Raw genomic sequence first — 16,357 nt, 5'->3', positions numbered from 1 at the left:
AAAATGCCAGCAACTGTTATTGTCGGGAGTCAATGGGGCGATGAAGGAAAGGGAAAAATCACGGATTTTCTCAGCCAAAAAGCAGACTATGTCGTTCGCTATTCAGGAGGCGATAATGCCGGGCACACGCTCGTGCTCAATGGCGAGAAGCTACATTTGCAGTTGATTCCATCTGGAATCCTCTTGGAAAACGTACAAAACGTCATTGGCAATGGTGTCGTTTTGAATCCCTTGACCCTGTTTAACGAAATTGATTATTTGAAACAATATGGTGTGTCCGCCAAAAATCTTGTGATTTCTGATCGCGCGCAGGTCATTATGCCTTACCATCGCCTACTTGATCGTTTGCAAGAAGAGAAAAAAAGCCACAAGCTTGGGACCACTCAAAAAGGCATCGGGCCCGCTTACATGGATAAAGTAGAACGAATCGGCATCCGTGTCTGTGACCTAATTGATCCAGAAGCCTTAAAGCAACGGCTCAAAACAACTTTAGCAGCAAAAAATGAAATTCTGACAAAGCTTTACGACCAAAAAGAACTGAACTTTGATCACATCTATGAAACTTACAAAGCTTTTGGGCAGCGCATGAAGCCGATGGTAGCAGATACCTCCTACCTCATCAATCAAGCGTTGGATGAAAATAAAAAAGTCCTTTTTGAAGGTGCTCAGGGATCCATGCTTGACATCGACCAAGGCACCTACCCCTTTGTGACCTCGTCAAACCCAATTTCGGGAGGAGCCACTGTCGGAGCGGGGATCGGGCCAAAACGAATCGATGACGTCGTTGGTGTTGCAAAGGTGTATACATCCCGCGTTGGCGAAGGCCCCTTCCCAACGGAACTGTTTGATGAAAAGGCGCAAACAATCCGTGAAGTGGCGCATGAATATGGTGTTGTTACCAAACGTCCCCGTCGGATTGGCTGGCTAGACACCGTCGTCTTACGTCATGCCAGTCGAATTTCTGGGATGACCCAACTTTCCCTTAACTGTCTTGATGTCTTGACCGGACTTGGTACGGTTAAGATCGCGAAAGCCTACCGCTTAGATGGACAGATTATTGATCATTACCCAGCCAGCAATCAACAACTCGACCGTTGTGAACCAATTTATGAAGAGCTGCCCGGTTGGTCAGAGGACATCAGTGCCGTGACAACATTTGATGAATTGCCAGCCAACGCCAAACATTACTTAAACCGAGTTTCAAAACTCGTTGGGCTTCCACTCCACACCTTTGCCGTTGGTCCAGAACGGGAAGCGACGCATGTTTTGACTGAAATTTGGTAATAAAAGAGAGCCCTAATTTTCGGGCTCTTTTTATTTTATGAACAGGATTCAGCGCTCCCAGCACTTGGTGGACATTGTAATAGTCATCTGGAAAAGGCCGCTTTCGATCTTCGAAAGGTTACTTTCTGTAACGCTTTGCATCTCTTCTTCTTTCTTGTACAATAAGAGCAATTTAGGATTCCTTTATGTCGTCCATACACTGGGGGTTATGATGCAAATTCGAACGGCACAACCAAGCGATGGAAAGCAATTGTTAGCCATCTATCAACCATACGTCGAACAAACGACCGTTAGTTTCGAATACCAGACGCCAACACTTGCCGAATTTTCGAGTCGGATAAAACAGACGTTAACGGATTTTCCCTATTTGGTTGTTTTAGAAGATAATCAAATCCTTGGTTACGCCTATGCACATGCTTATGGGGAGCGTTCGGCTTATCAGTGGTCAGCTGAAATTAGCGTGTACATTGCTGAAAAAGCCCATGGCAAAGGCATTGGACGCTCGCTATACGCAGAAATTGAGCAAATTCTCGCTAAGCAAAACATTGTGAATATCACAGCATGTATCACGGGGGAGAATGAAGCGAGTCTGGCCTTTCACCAAAAGCTCGGCTATGAAAAAGTCGCCCAATTTAAGAAAATCGGCTTTAAGAACGGCCAATGGTTGGATACCTTTTGGCTACAAAAAGAACTGAACCGACCAGAAAAGCCGCTGCCCTTCATTCCCTTTTCCAAACTGAGCCCTAAAAAAAAGCGCTACTGCACCATTTAAACAGTAACGCTTTTTTAGTGTCGACTTTATGACTCTGCCGCGTGAATGACCTTGCTTAAATGACTTAAGTCATTCAGGTTGGCCTTTTGGTAATCCGTATTGGCCACGGGTAATTGCACGCTCAGACCATCCAGAATTTGGACAGAGGCCGCAACCGATTCGATTTTCCCTTCCAAAACATGCCCACCGAAGTCTTTTTCATCAGACAAGAAGTGCAGATGGAAGCCTGGCACGCCAACCCCTTCATAAAGACTTGGCGTGTAATAGCCGACCATCGTTCCCTTCACATCCTTTTGATCAAAGACAACCTGATTCTTGGCAATTTCGCCTAAACCAGGATAGGGTTTTTCGGACTTCTTGGCCGAGCGAGTTTGAACGTACTGAAAGTTTCCGGATAGTTTGACGGAAAAGAAGAGATTTTTGGTTCCGACTTTGGCCAAAAGATTCTTCAAAAGCGTCTTTAAATCACGCTTCCCATACTGGTCGACCACTTGATAGTCAGCTTCATGGACATCGCCAAAGACCACGGGGAAGTCAGCGGGCACCTCTTGTACTTTACCATCAACGTTGACTTGATAGGCTTTGCCATCCAGTAAGATCAACTCACCATCCACGCCCGCTCCAGTGCCAATTCCAGTGTTGCCCGCCGCGAGCATGTCCTTTGCCGTTACAAAGCCGTCCAAGAGGCTTTCCACAAGCATTTGCATCGTGCCAAATTGATGAACTTTTACCACTTTTTTCTCCTTCAACCAACCATGTGACAACTTTAGTCATTACGAAATGACTACTCAAAATGAGATTCTAGGCCTTTTTGAATGAAGAGTCAAACTAGAAAAGCTCTGCCAAAATAAAAGTGGAAGGCGATCATAGCCTTCGTTTGAATGAAACGCTTGGGTCCCAGCTTTCCCTGAATAAAGCCAAGCCCCTTTACCTGATACTTTCTGCTCAACCTATCGCTTTCTGAGCTGGCAGCCGGTTTGTTCTTTGATCCTTTTCCGCCGTGTTTTCAAGTCGTCCGACAAGGTTGATAACGTAATCAATTTGAACAGTAAAAAAAGCGCTTTATGCGCTTTTTTGTTTTAAAAGACCAAGAGCGACTTAATCGCTTCCCGCTTGTCCATTGCTTCGTAGGCCTTTTGAATAGCTTTTAATTCAAACTGCTTAGTAAAGACCCGGCCAGGGTTGATTTTACCGTTCAAGACAGCTTGCAAGAGTAATTCCCGATCATAAGTCGTCACGGCAGCGATACCACCACGGAGACCAATGTTCTTAAAGAACAAATTGTTGGTATTCATCATGGGGTCCTGTGGAATCCCGACACGACCAACAATGGCACCTGGTCGACCCAACTTAACGGCCGTATCCACCGCTTGCTCGGAACCAACACATTCTAAGACGGCGTCGGCACCAGCACCTGTCAATTCCATGACCTGGTCAATGGCGGCCTGGTCACGTTCTTCCACAATGTCGGTCGCACCAAATTCTTTTCCTAATGCCTGCCGATCTTCATGACGGGACATCAAGATGATCCGCTTAGCGCCACGCAACTTGGCTGAAATCACACCGGCCAGGCCAACAGCACCATCGCCCATGACAACGGCGGTGTCCCCTTCCTTAACTTCAGCGGTCGCAGCGGCGTGATAACCAGTCGCCATGATGTCAGAAAGCGTCATAAAAGACTTTAACTGATCATCGGTATAATCTGCTGGCTTTCCTGGAATCTTAACCAAGGCCCAGTCAGCGTTCTTGAATCCAATGTATTCAGCTTGATAGCCAGTTGAACCACCCTTGTTTGGATCAAGGCAGTCACCATCAAAACCAGCTAAGCAGGCCTGACAGTGGCCACAGCCGTGTGTAAAGGGAGCAATCACAAAGTCTCCTGGCTTGACATTGGTGACTTCGCTGCCAACCTCTTCGACAATCCCGATGGCTTCATGACCAACTTGACTGCCGGACTCGCGCTTTGAAATCCCGCGGTAAAACCAGAGATCAGACCCGCAAACCGAGGCCCGCACCGTTTTAATGACGGCGTCCTTTGGTCCCTTGATGGTTGGCTTATCGACTTCTTGCATCTCAACCAAACCAGGTTTTACAAATACAGCTGCTTTCATAAATGAACCCCTTTTCTTCTTTTGTTCTATTATGAGTCAATTCGGTATCTTTGTAAAATACTAATCAGCTCGCGCAGCCAACTGTTCATATTCGTCATCATTATAGCGCGCAAAATCAGGGGCTACCTGGCCCAACTGATCACGACCTGCCGTTACTTTATTTGTCATATTCTCCTCCATTCAACTAATTGATGATGGGTTTAGCCTAAACCCTGAAGTTGACTTTAGGTCAAGAAAAAAAGGAGATTAATCTTCTCCTTCGTTGACTAGATGGTATTTAAAGGCATAAGCCACGGCTTCTGATCGGGAAGAAACCCCGAACTGGTTATAGATTTGTGTTAACTCATTTTTTACTGTTCGTTCCGAAACATAAATTTGTTCTGCAATTGCTTTATTTCGATAGCCGGCGACAAGAAGCGTGAGAATCTCTTTTTCTCGTTTTGTTAATTGCTGACCGGGTTGTGGCTGAACTGGTCTTGTTCGAAAAGCCTTTTGAGCCATTTCGGTCGATAAAACGGTATTTCCAGCAAGCACCTGATGAATGGTCGAAAGGATCTTCTGACTATCGGCATCTTTTAGTAAGAAGGACTTCGCACCGAGTCGAAGCATTTCTTTGACCACGTCATCTGAATCAAAAGTCGTCAGTACAATCACAGGTAGGTTAGGATATTTTTCTGATATAAAACGCATGACCTCAATGCCGTCGACTGGCGTCATCTTAATATCAAGAAGCAACAATCCGATCTCGGAATGCTTATCAAGTACGCCGATTGCTTCTTTCCCATCCGCGGCTTCCATTACTTGAAAGTCTGATTCGTCATTTTCAAGAATCAGTTTCAGACCTTCACGCACGATCATATGATCATCAACAATTAATACTTTCATTTATTTTGGCAACCGAATGGTAACGGTTGTTCCTTCCCCAATCTCACTATCAACTGTCACTTTACCACCAAGTTCACTGACACGTTCCTGCATGCCCGCCAGGCCAAAATGATTTTTCCGTTGCAATCCTTGTCGAAAGTCAAAACCTGCCCCGTAGTCAATAATTTGGATGAATAAGTCAGGTCCTTCTTCATGAATGCTAATCAAGGCAAAGTCTGACTGACTATGCTTCACCACGTTCATCATCGCTTCAGAAATGATTTTTAAAAGAACCGCTACTTCCTTTCCTGTTCGATAAGCATCACAAGAAAGCTGTAACTGAACACTTAATCCATAGTTTTTATAAAAAGTCTTAGTCAAGACTTTCAGTCGATTGATTAAAGAGGCCTCCACTGAATCGCCTTCTCGAACTTCACTGACAACTCGCCTTGAGGTCACTAGTGTCTCTTTTGACAAGCGGCTGGCTTGTTCACTGATCCGTTTTGCTTTGTCAATATTTCCACGATTCAATTGTGTCGTTAATACATCTAACTGCATCGCAAGCCCCGTCATGTCCTGTAACAGCGTGTCATGTAATTCACGTGCAATGCGTTCGCGTTCTTTTGCGGTCGATAACTGATCGACTTGATTATAAGCCATTGCTAGTTCCGCATTGGCGTGTTTTAAATCGACTTGGCGCTGCAAGCTACTCTGATAGTTTTTAGCAAATAAGAAAATAATCAGCAACATCAATCCAGCCACTTCGATGTAGAAAAGCACGTAGCCTAGGTTATTTTTTTGGACCACGAAGGACAAGAAGAAAAGGGCAAAAAGAATAATGGCTGAAATATTGGCCCAGCGTAAATGTTCAAAAATAATGGCCTGGATAATCAAAATGGGCGAAATCGCAAGCAAAATAATGCCAGATCCGAGCCCATGAATGATAAACATCATGGCTAATAACATCACGATTTGTATCGTCAGCGACCACTGTCGAATCATGATTTTTTTAAACGTGATGGCAATCAAAATAACCTGTCCCAGTGCAATGAGCGATACCAAAACAATATCCAGAATGGCTAGTGAATGCAAGCCTTCATAAAGCGCCATGGCCGTGCCAAGAATCACCCACCAAACAAAGGGCCAGCGAAGACCACGCAGGGTTTGTTGTTGTAGCGTAGTTGTCTGTTCGTCAATCATTTTCTGTTGTCCTTTTTATGTACGAAAAACTAGCCTAATTCAAGGCTAGCCTTCTTGATTTTTATTCGACATGCAACTGTGGCAAAATTTTATCCAACCATTTTGGTAAATACCAGTTGGCTTTTCCGAAGAGCGCAATGGCTGCTGGAACAATAATCATCCGAACAATCAAAGCGTCGAAAATAACACCAAAAGTAAAGGATAAGCCGATCGACTTGATAATTCCTTCTGGTGAGAAGATAAAGCCGGCAAAGACCGAGGCCATAATGACAATCGCTGCAAAGACAACCGTTCCGTTTTCTTGCAAACCAACAATAACTGCCTGTGTCGTATCTTTGCTTCGATTATACTCCTCACGAATTCGACTCACTAAGAAGATTTCATAATCCATGGCTAGTCCAAACATGATGCCGATGACCAATACCGGCATAAAGGCTAGAAGAGAAGCCTTTGAAGGAATTTGGAAAAGGTCCAAGAGATGGCCATCTTGCACAATCCAGACCACGGCTCCCAGAGTAGCACAAAGTGACAAACCAAATCCAGCAACCGCGACCAGTGGAATCAAAATTGAACGAAAAGCCATCATTAACAAAACGAACGCAAAGGCAATAATCAAAATAGCAAACTTTGGAATAGCCGATGCGATTGCATCGGTTACGTCGACATTAATGGCCGTTGCACCCGTCACCAACAATTCTGCTTGTGTTTTTTTGACCGTCAAATGACGAATATCCGTGACCAGCTTTTTCGTCTTCGGATCATTTGAATCCGTCTTTGGCGTTACGGCAAGCATGTAATACTGACCAGATCGACCCGGCATGGCCCGCGTCACGTTGGCCACATTCTTTAGTTGCTTGATTTCCGAACCAGCATGGTTGGCCTTGGCCATGTCATCGGTTTTGGCTAAGACGACCAAGGTTGCGTTAACACCGTCCCCGTAACCCTCTTTTTGCATATCATAGGCTCGTCGCTCGGTTTGCTTAGGTGAACTTTCTCCGTCATTTGGCAAACCGAGGTTCATGTGAGCAACTGGCAGGGCAATCAGAATTAATGCAACAATGGCGAGCAGTAGCGTTTTGACACGATGCCGAACAATAAGACGACCAAAGCCCCCTTTTACTCGCACTCTTGAAAAGACTTGTAAGATCCGATTTTTCTTTTGACCCGTTACCTTTTGCCCTAACAAAGACAAAACAGCCGGAACAAAAGTCAATGACATCAAAACTGCAAAGAAAACGCCGATTGCAGCGGCAATTCCCATCGTTGCTAAGAAATCAATCCCTAAGGTAACCATGGCAGCCATCGCCACCATAACCGTCGCACCGGCAAAGACCACCGAAACGCCGGCGGTCGACAAAGCGGCTTCTATCGCTTGTTTTCGTTCTTTTCCAGAAGCGATCTCTTGACGGTAACGTGAGATGATGAAAAGTGCGTAGTCAATTCCAACGGCTAGCCCCATCATACCAACAAGAGCCGATGAAGTAGACGGAATGTCCATCACGTTTGTCAGCAACATGATGAGCAGCATGGACAACGCCAAGCTCAAAATCGCTGACAGAATGGGTAACCCAGCAACGAGTAAGGAAGCAAAGGTAATGGCTAAGACCACGTAGGCCACAATAATACCGACCCCTTCCGTTGTCTCACTCTGTTGAACAGTTGAAAAAGTGACGTTACCGGAGAGCTCCGTTTGAATCTTAGCCTTTCTTGTGATCGATAGCTGTTTTTTCACACGGTTAATCTCAGTAGCTGAGACATCCTCTTTTTTCTGATCATAGTTGACGTTGGCATAGGCCGTCTTCTTATCCGAACTGTAATTTCGTAACACAGCTGGTGCCTGAACAGAAGCGACATGCTTTTGACCTTGCAGCTGATTCAACAATTCTTGAATTTTTTCTTGATTATCAGAAGAGGTCAAGTCTTGGCCGTTTTGGCTATGAAAGACAACTTTGATCGTCCCCTTTGAAGAACTTGTTTGCGAAAATTCCTTGTTCATCAAAGACAAAGCCTTTTGCGACTGCGAATTTGGTAAATTCAAGGAAGAACCCGCAAAATTAGCTCCTTGATGAATGGCCAATCCCATAACGACGACGATGATGGCAATGACGACTGTGATTGTCGACTTGGCGTGGTTATAGACAAAACCACCTAGTCGACCCAATGCTTTTCCCATTAGTCTGACTCCTTTTTATTTAATCACAGCCTTTACTATACCGACTTTAAGACAACCTCAGTCAGGCTTTTGGGCGAGTTCTTTTTGCCCAAAAGGGCAAAAAAATAATCAAAAAGAAAAAACTAGCACTTGAATGTGCTAGTTTTTATTTTGATTACGATTCGTCCTCTTTTTTTAATTGTCGAAGCATCCGCCAAGAAACAATCCAAAAGATGATGAGGCCAAAGACGAGCAGACCTGCTAGTACAAACTTACCACTTTTTGTTGCCATTATGCCTTCCACAAATGGCAAACGAGACAAGATACCAACTAGAGCTTGAAAAAGAATGTAATAGTAAATGGGCCGGTCGATGATTTGATTAGGAGTTGAGATTTTTTGATAAACCAAAAGAATCATCAACATCACCACAATGGCTGCAATCCCAACCCAACCATCAAAGGAAAGACGCAACACCGTTTTCATCCACAAAGAAATGGCAAAGGCAGGGAAAATAAGGACGATTCCAGTAAGGAATGCCAAAATCATTTTCAACCATTTAGGAAAAGTTGATTGTTGGAACCGATAGACGGCCGTCCCCAACCACCAAATAACAAAGCAGCCAGCAGCCGTTAAATAGAGTCCAGCCAACATGTAGGCACCAAGATCGACGACTTTTCCAGGAACGGAGATCGCTGGAATGAAGGCGATGGCCAGGTAGCCAAAAAACGTATAGAAAAGAAATTTAGCAAAGGAATTCCAGCGCGTCGGTAATTTCTTCAATAGCGAATCGGCAAGTCCTTTCGGATCATTAGCAAAATAGTGACGGGCAGTCTGCCCCCTCTTCTGCGCTTCTAGTAGCTCTTGTAAGGTACGAAGCAAGAGTTCCTCAACTGCCTGTTCATCTTTTAACCAAGAAATTGTCCGCGAATAAACCAAAAAATCATCATAAAATTTGCGATTCTCATCATTCAGGCCAGGGCGCAACTCGTTATTCCGTTCAATTAGTTCCTTAATCGTCATTTCTCTTCCTATGATGCTGCAAAGTTCGGTTGGTATCTTGATTTTTTGTTTCTTCTATTCAGTTTATCCGAGGTATCCCCCTTCTGTAAAGCAAATCAACGAGAAAAAGCCGCCTTTTAAGCGACTTTTTTCAACTAAAGGATTGCTAAACATTCTTTAGCAAGCTTTTTTTATGAGCGAACTTCCATAAAAGAGCCAAGGCAAAGCCGAAAACGGCCGGAAGTACCCAGCCAAAACCTTCGCTCGCCAGTGGTAGCAGCTGGTGATAGCTCGAAACGAGTCCTTTTACCGCTGTCAAATCCGCCAAAGGCGAAGCGGCCAAAGCATCCAAAAAGGCTGGTAAAGCAACGGCTGCTGTGACCCAAGCGTAGATGCTGTGATCTTGCTTGACCCATTTGTTCGTCACGCCAAGAACGGTCAAAGCCAAAGCAAATGGGTACAAAAGCATCAAGACTGGTGCTGACCAAGCGATAATGTTCGTCAACCCGGCGTTGGCTGTCACAAAAGAGCCGATGGCAATCACACGCAACCACCAAAGATAGGAAACCTTCGGAAAGACACGGTGCAAATCCTGGGCAAAGGATACGAAAAGCCCCATCGCCGTTGTAAAGACCGCCAAAGTCACAATAACCCCAGTTGCTAGAACACCGACATTACCCGTATAGTGCGTCACGATGTCAGAAAAGGCCGTTCCGCCATTCGCTGCTTCTTTCATGGTTCCAAGTGAGGAGACCCCCAAGAGAACCGTTGCCAAGTAGATCATGGATTCCATGACAATGGCGACAAGGCCGGATTTAGCCAAAACGGTGGAGACGCTTTTTCCCTCAAAACCCAAACCTTTGACGGCGTAGACAACAGAAACAGCTAAAGCCAGCAAGGCGATCCCGTCCATGGTGTTGTACCCGTCTAATACCCCTTGGAAAGCGGCATGTTGCTGATAAGCGGAACTCACGTGCTGCTGCAAGTCACCCATTGGCAATAGCAAGGCGAAAAGCAAGATCAAAGCTAGCAGGCCCAAGAATAGCGGGTTTAGATATTTTCCGACCCATTTCATCAAGTTGGACTGCTTGACCGTCAAGAAGTAAGCCAAGCCAAAGAATAGTGCGGTAAAGGCAAGCATCGCTCCCTGCTGCATGCCCTGTGGCAATAAGGGCGCGATCCCCATGTCAAAGGCCGTGGCGGCCGTACGTGGCGTTCCAAAAAGTGGGCCGATCGTCATGTGGATGGCGACCAGAAAAACCGTTCCGAACCACGGTGCAACCGGCCTAGCAATGTCATAAACAGATTTAGAATTTGTCAGTGAAACCGCCAGCATCGCCAAGAATGGCAGCACCGTTCCGGTCAGCAAGAATCCGGATACCGCCCAGAACCAGTGGCTTCCGGCTGCTTGTCCCAACTGGACTGGAAAGATTAAATTCCCTGCCCCGAAGAACATCCCGAAGATGAGTGAAGCGATCAAGAATAATTGCTTCAGTGATAATTTTTTTGCTTCCATAATGAAGACTCCTTTTAATGATCAAGATTTTAATGGCAAATAAAAAGACCAGCTACGACAATCGCAGCTGGTCAAAACGCATTCACTCAGCCGCCTATCCTTTTCGGGGATAGGCAGCTCAAAATATCAGCACCTATCCCTATGGAATAATAATGCTGATAATAATGGCTTGGTTTTCTTGGAATGAATGTGTCATTTATCTACTCACTTAATTTGATAAATTTATTAAAACATGATTAGAGAATCTTGTCAAATACTCATGCTAATTTTTTTTTACTCAAGGCAAAGCCAATCAAGCCACCAATCACTGCAGGTAGGACCCAGCCGAAACCTTCAGCCGCCAATGGCAAATAGTGATGATAAGCTGTTGCGATGCCCTTCACCCAGTTTTCTGACGCTAAAGGAGACGCCAACAAACCGTCCAACAAGGCCGGAATGGCAATAAAAGCCATCACCAGCCGATAGATGATTGGCTCTTGTTTCGTCCAACGATGCAAGACAGCCAAAATCGTTAAAGCCAAGGTGAATGGGTACAAGAAGAGCAAGACAGGGGTTGAAAAAGCAATGATCTTCGTCAACCCAGCGTTAGCCGTCAAAAAGGAGCCCACCGCCGTCAAACGCAACCAGTTCTTATACGTGATCGTCGGAAAGACCTTATGTAGATCTTGTGCGAAAGAAGCCGAAAGGCCCATGGCCGTAGTGATTACCGCCAGAGTCACAATGATTCCTGTTGCGATAATGCCGGCGTTCCCCAAATAGTGTGTGACGATGTTGGAAAAGGCCGCCCCACCATTTGGTGACACGCCCATAATGCCAAGAGAAGAGACACCAAGCAAGGCAGTGGCGATATAAATGAAGGATTCCAAGGCAATGGCTAACAAACCAGACTTGGCCAAGAGCTTGGGTACTGCTTTTTCAGAAAAGCCCATGTTGCGAACCGCATAAACCACGGAAACAGCTAAGGCCAGTAACGCGAGGCAATCCATCGTGTTGTACCCCTCTAAGATCCCTTGGAAAGCCGCTTGCGTTTGGTAGGCCCCAGATACGTGTTGTTGCAAGTCACCCATTGGCAAGACAAGGGCCAATACTAGGATCAAAGCCAAGAGCAACAAGAAAAGTGGGTTGAGGTATTTGCCTACCCAATCCATCAAGTTTGATTCCTTAAGGGTCATCTTGTAAACCAAAAGAAAAAAAAGTCCTGAAAAAATGAGCATCGCTAGCTGCTGGTATGCTGAAGGAATCAGCGGCGCAATCCCCATAGAAAAAGCCGTGGCTGCAGTTCGAGGCGTCGCAAACAAAGGACCCAAGGAAAAGTGGATTGCAACAAGCATCGCTGTCCCGAACCAAGCCCCAACAGGTGCCGCAATATCAAAAACGGACTTCGATTTCGTTAGCGCCATAGCCAGCATAGCCAAAAATGGTAAGACCGCACCCGTCAAGAGAAAGCCAATCACAGCTGGTAGCCAATGATGACCAGCCATTTGGCCTAACTGCACTGGAAAAATGAGGTTCCCGGCCCCAAAGAAGAGGCCGAAAATAAGAGAAGCAATTAACAATAATTGCCGTTTACTCGCTTTTTGTTCCTTCATAAGTTCACTCCTTTTGTGAGACGCGTTTTTCCAAAAGAAAAAGCCAACTGCATGACTGCAGCTGGCTTTCTACCTGACAGCTGCCTATCGTAAGGATAGGCAAGCCAAAAACTCAGCACCCTACCCTAGCGGATAACGACGCTGACGACGACGGCTTGATTGTTGGTCAGGAAGAACTTCATTGGTAAACTCGCTTTTCTTTAATGGTTTTATTAAAGCACGACGAAAATGCTTTGTCAATCCATCCTTAATTGTTCGATTGGATCAACTTGGGATAAACGCTTGCCATCATGACGACCACAATGGCAGAAGCGATAAACGATGGCAACATGTATGAGCCGTTGTATAGCGTGGCATATAACCAAACGCCCTGCCCTTTTGGCGCATATTGACCAAAGAAAATCACGGCTGAAAGCGTGTGTGCGATAAACCGCAAAAAGGAACCAACCAAGATACCAAGTGTCAAAAGAATCGTGGCGCGTCCTTTCTTTTGACGGTCCATGGCTTTCTTGGCTGCTTTAGCGGTAACAGCTGTAAAGCCCACGACCGTGAAGGCTAGCGGATAGTCGAAGAAGGCTTGAACTGGTGTCAAAACATAGGCGCCAAGCAAGAGCTGAACCATCCCAAAAAGAAAACCAGTGGTCAAACCGCCCTTGTAGCCATAACGGAAGGCCATGATCATCGTTGGCACCATTTGAAAGGAAATCGAACCTCCCTGGCCCCAGAGACTGATCGACCAAAAATTCAAGACCAAAGACAAGGCGGTAAAGAGGGCAAGCTCCGTAATGAAGCGTAAGTTCTTAGACTTTGTGTTCTGCATGTTTTCTTCTCCTTTTTCTGGCATGCGTGACCACAAAAAAACAACGTTCGGAACAGCAAAAAGCGGACCAAACATTGTTTTGTCATTTTTTCTGTTTTCCCTACGCGTGTCTTAACACAACAGGTTCAAAGGGTCGGCTTTCGCACTCTCAGCTCACCAGAGCTCCCCTAAACAAAACGTTATTCATTTGTTACACCTATTATACCCAATCATTAAGAAATTTGACAAGCTGTTAAGAAAAAAAAGTCGACCCAGCTGGATCGACTTCTTAGGCACTTTTATAAATGCCTGCTAGGATAATTGCTTGCATTTGCACTAACCGTTTTTCAACTTGTTTGCCTTTCAGTTGCAAGCCGTTCGTTTCAGCTAAAGTGTCCATTACTAATGAAAACATTAAATAAAAAACGCCCGAAATTCTCAATCGGACGTTTTTGATAAGCATTATATGTGGTTTAGGATTAAACTCCAGAAAAATTATTCCTTCAAAAATGCCAACATTGCCTGATCCACTTCTTTATTTTCGTGAAGTTTTGAGTGTTGACCATCAGCTCCCGTAATCAACTTTTCTTGATAAGTGGATGGTGATTGGACGAAATACTTCAATGATTTGGAAGAATTGTTGTACACCGTTGTATCGTTTTGTCCAGCCCCTTGCGAATTTCCGTAGATGTTTAGTACCTGGATACTGTGTTGCTGGTAATAATCCCGCAATGGCAGCAGCCGATTAAAGTAGTCCATAGCTTCCTTTGGTTGGCCATTATCGTTTAGCGCCGACTTGGAATTCGGTTCCGTTAGCATCAGGCCATTATAAGTCCCGGCAAGATCAATTTGCTTCTTAACGGTAGGCAATGACTCATCCCCCGCCTTTGCTGTCTTCATCAAATAAAAAGCGATGGCCATGTTCCCCATCGAGTGACCGACCAAGTTCACCTGGCTGACCCCTTCTTTTTTCAAATTGGTCATGATGGCTTTGACCCACTCGGCTGTCTGATTAAAATCCTGGTTCTTATTGTTATCAAACTGCACAAGAACCAACGGATTCTGATCGCTGGCCGTAATTTTACGTCCCATGTCGACCTGCCCATTTTCCAAAACGGTCACATCCTTGCGGCGATTTGAATACTTGTGGTCAATCAAATACTGGGCCATCGATTTCTCAGCATTTCGAGAAGACCCATATCCGTGAAAGAAGACCGTTGCGGTTTGATTGGTTGCCTTGTTTTTTTGGTTTGGAACTAATTCCCGAGCTGAAAACGTCTGAAAGACGGCATAGCCAATTAAGAGAAGCAAAGCAATGATGGCTGTATTTCTTATTCGACTGTGTTTGTGCATTAAATCCCTCCAGATTCTATCTAAGAATAGTATACCGCTTTTCAAAAGGAACTTCTTTCGAACAGGAGATGCTGTGGCTGCCGAGTCATTATACAAATTTCACGTTTTTGTTTCTTTAATACGCATTAAGTTAAAATTCACCATTTTTTCAAGCAAACACTGTTGTCCGTTTATGAAAGCGCTTACTATAAGGGCGAACAGAAATGTTCACCAATGTTTCCTGATTTTGACTACTTATAAGGAGGTCGTAAAAAATGGAAAACAAAAACCAGCAACATCGGTCAACGAATCGCTTGCCCACCCTCTCTAAAAAGCAAATCTTTCTGATGACTTTTGGCTTTTTTGGCACCCAAATCGCCTTTGCCATGCAAACAGGGACAATGGGCCGAATCTTCCAAACAATCGGTGCGGATCCCAATCAGCTTGGCTTCTTCTTTATCTTGCCGCCAATGGCTGGGCTAATCATGCAACCACTGATCGGTTATTTCTCCGATCGGACTTGGTTACCACGCTTGGGCCGTCGGATGCCCTATCTGATTGGTGGTACAACGGTGGCTGTCATCGTTTTACTTTTGATGCCAAGCGCTGGTTCCTTTGGCTTTGGTTACGGCTCCATGGCGGCGCTGCTTTTTGCGGGCGTTACGGTCTTATTTATTGACTTATCCTGTAACGTTATTCAGCAGCCTTTCAAAATGATCATCCCGGATATGGCCAATGACGAGCAAGCCCAAACGCTCTGGTCCATGCAAAATGTCTGGGGATCGCTTGGCGCCTTAACTGCCTTTGCTTTCCCCTTCTTGTTAACTGCTCTTGGGGTTGCCAACCATGCCAAAATTGGTGAAATACCGCCATCCGTTCGAATTTCTTATTACATTGCGGCTGTCATTTTAATTATCGCAACCGGCTTTACCGTATTAACCGTCAAGGAATATTCTCCAGAAGAGTTGCGCCGTTATCACGGCCTTTCGGATAACAAGTTGAAAGAACCACACAAAGACAAAGGTCTGGGCGAAATTTTAAAAAGAGCCCCAAAAACGTTTTGGTTACTTGGCTTAGCCGCTTTCTTCGTCTGGATCGCCATTCCTTATATGTGGACTTATTCAACAGGCGCCTTAGCAGAAAAGATCTGGCAAACAACAGATCCAACCACTCCCGCGTATCAAGAAGCTGGCAATTGGTTTGGCTTTGTTCAGGGAATCTACTGTGTTGTCTCAATTTTAACTGGCCTTTTCTTTGCAAAAATCAAAGCCAGCAAAAGGCGTCTCATTTACTTTCTTTCCCTATTACTGGGAGCAGTTGGCTTTTTGATGATTGCTTTGGGGACTTGCCGCTTGACGTCAGTGATCGCATTCATTCTCTTTGGCGTTGCCTGGATTGCCATTATTACCATCCCCTTTACCATTCTGACGCAGTCCCTTTCCGGAGACAATAACGGCACCCTACTGGGACTTTATAATTGCTTCATCTGCCTACCGCAAATCGTTGCATCAAGTCTTTCTTTCCTTTTACTAAAAGCAGTTGGCGGATCAATGGCCAACATGTTTTATATTTGTGCGAGCTGCTTTGTGCTTGGCGCTTTCAGTATTTGGCTTGTGCCAGACCATCATCAAGACGTCCGTTCTTGATGATGCAATTGTGTTTTACTGAATACCTGACGTCCGGTATAATGGCCTCACGTAATCGAAAAAAGTCAACAGTGAAAAACAGTGGAGGTTTT

13 protein-coding genes and 1 riboswitch are annotated in these 16,357 nt (G+C 45.1%); of the genes, 3 read left to right on the top strand and 10 right to left on the bottom strand.

What is annotated here, in order from left to right:
- The first annotated feature begins 3 nt into the window (after positions 1–3).
- A complete protein-coding gene (locus G6R27_RS01345; RefSeq protein ID WP_213819292.1) occupies positions 4–1,284 on the top strand; it encodes an adenylosuccinate synthase in 1,281 nt (426 codons plus the stop codon).
- 211 nt (positions 1,285–1,495) lie between these two features.
- A complete protein-coding gene (locus tag G6R27_RS01340; protein ID WP_420798186.1) occupies positions 1,496–2,056 on the top strand; it encodes a GNAT family N-acetyltransferase in 561 nt (186 codons plus the stop codon).
- Positions 2,057–2,082: 26 nt separating this feature from the next.
- Here the strand turns inward: G6R27_RS01340 and budA are convergent, their stop codons facing one another.
- The 10 genes from budA to G6R27_RS01290 form a co-directional block, all read right to left on the bottom strand.
- Complete coding sequence (gene budA, locus G6R27_RS01335) at positions 2,083–2,790, bottom strand: acetolactate decarboxylase (RefSeq protein ID WP_213819290.1); 708 nt, start codon at positions 2,788–2,790, stop codon at positions 2,083–2,085.
- Between the two features lie 345 nt (positions 2,791–3,135).
- Positions 3,136–4,167 carry a zinc-binding dehydrogenase gene (locus tag G6R27_RS01330; RefSeq protein ID WP_213819289.1) on the bottom strand — a complete coding sequence of 344 codons (1,032 nt, stop codon included), beginning with the start codon at positions 4,165–4,167 and terminating at the stop codon, positions 3,136–3,138.
- Positions 4,168–4,413: 246 nt separating this feature from the next.
- A complete protein-coding gene (locus G6R27_RS01325) occupies positions 4,414–5,052 on the bottom strand; it encodes a response regulator (protein ID WP_213819288.1) in 639 nt (212 codons plus the stop codon).
- Positions 5,053–6,231 (bottom strand): sensor histidine kinase, encoded by a 1,179-nt coding sequence (locus G6R27_RS01320; protein WP_213819287.1) that lies wholly within the window; start codon positions 6,229–6,231, stop codon positions 5,053–5,055.
- Between the two features lie 61 nt (positions 6,232–6,292).
- Complete coding sequence (locus G6R27_RS01315; RefSeq protein WP_213819286.1) at positions 6,293–8,404, bottom strand: MMPL family transporter; 2,112 nt, start codon at positions 8,402–8,404, stop codon at positions 6,293–6,295.
- Positions 8,405–8,558: 154 nt separating this feature from the next.
- The gene (locus tag G6R27_RS01310; RefSeq protein WP_213819285.1) at positions 8,559–9,404 is read right to left on the bottom strand and encodes a DUF1129 domain-containing protein; all 846 of its coding nucleotides are present in this window, start codon (positions 9,402–9,404) and stop codon (positions 8,559–8,561) included.
- Positions 9,405–9,549: 145 nt separating this feature from the next.
- A complete protein-coding gene (gene brnQ, locus G6R27_RS01305) occupies positions 9,550–10,899 on the bottom strand; it encodes a branched-chain amino acid transport system II carrier protein (protein WP_213819284.1) in 1,350 nt (449 codons plus the stop codon).
- Between the two features lie 257 nt (positions 10,900–11,156).
- Positions 11,157–12,488, bottom strand: coding sequence for a branched-chain amino acid transport system II carrier protein (gene brnQ / locus G6R27_RS01300; protein ID WP_213819283.1), 1,332 nt, complete (start codon positions 12,486–12,488; stop codon positions 11,157–11,159).
- Between the two features lie 247 nt (positions 12,489–12,735).
- Positions 12,736–13,308 carry an energy-coupled thiamine transporter ThiT gene (gene thiT / locus G6R27_RS01295; protein WP_213819282.1) on the bottom strand — a complete coding sequence of 191 codons (573 nt, stop codon included), beginning with the start codon at positions 13,306–13,308 and terminating at the stop codon, positions 12,736–12,738.
- Between the two features lie 80 nt (positions 13,309–13,388).
- Positions 13,389–13,487, bottom strand: a riboswitch (TPP riboswitch).
- A 295-nt stretch (positions 13,488–13,782) separates the two neighbouring features.
- Positions 13,783–14,640, bottom strand: a complete 858-nt coding sequence (locus tag G6R27_RS01290) for an alpha/beta hydrolase (RefSeq protein ID WP_213819281.1) — start codon at positions 14,638–14,640, stop codon at positions 13,783–13,785.
- A 254-nt stretch (positions 14,641–14,894) separates the two neighbouring features.
- Between G6R27_RS01290 and G6R27_RS01285 the strand changes: the two genes are divergently transcribed.
- Positions 14,895–16,265 carry an MFS transporter gene (locus G6R27_RS01285; RefSeq protein WP_213819280.1) on the top strand — a complete coding sequence of 457 codons (1,371 nt, stop codon included), beginning with the start codon at positions 14,895–14,897 and terminating at the stop codon, positions 16,263–16,265.
- The last annotated feature ends 92 nt before the right edge of the window (positions 16,266–16,357 follow it).

Source organism: Fructobacillus papyriferae (genome assembly GCF_018437225.1).
Lineage (GTDB): Bacteria > Bacillota > Bacilli > Lactobacillales > Lactobacillaceae > Fructobacillus > Fructobacillus papyriferae.
This window is presented reverse-complemented; position numbering and strand designations above follow the sequence as displayed.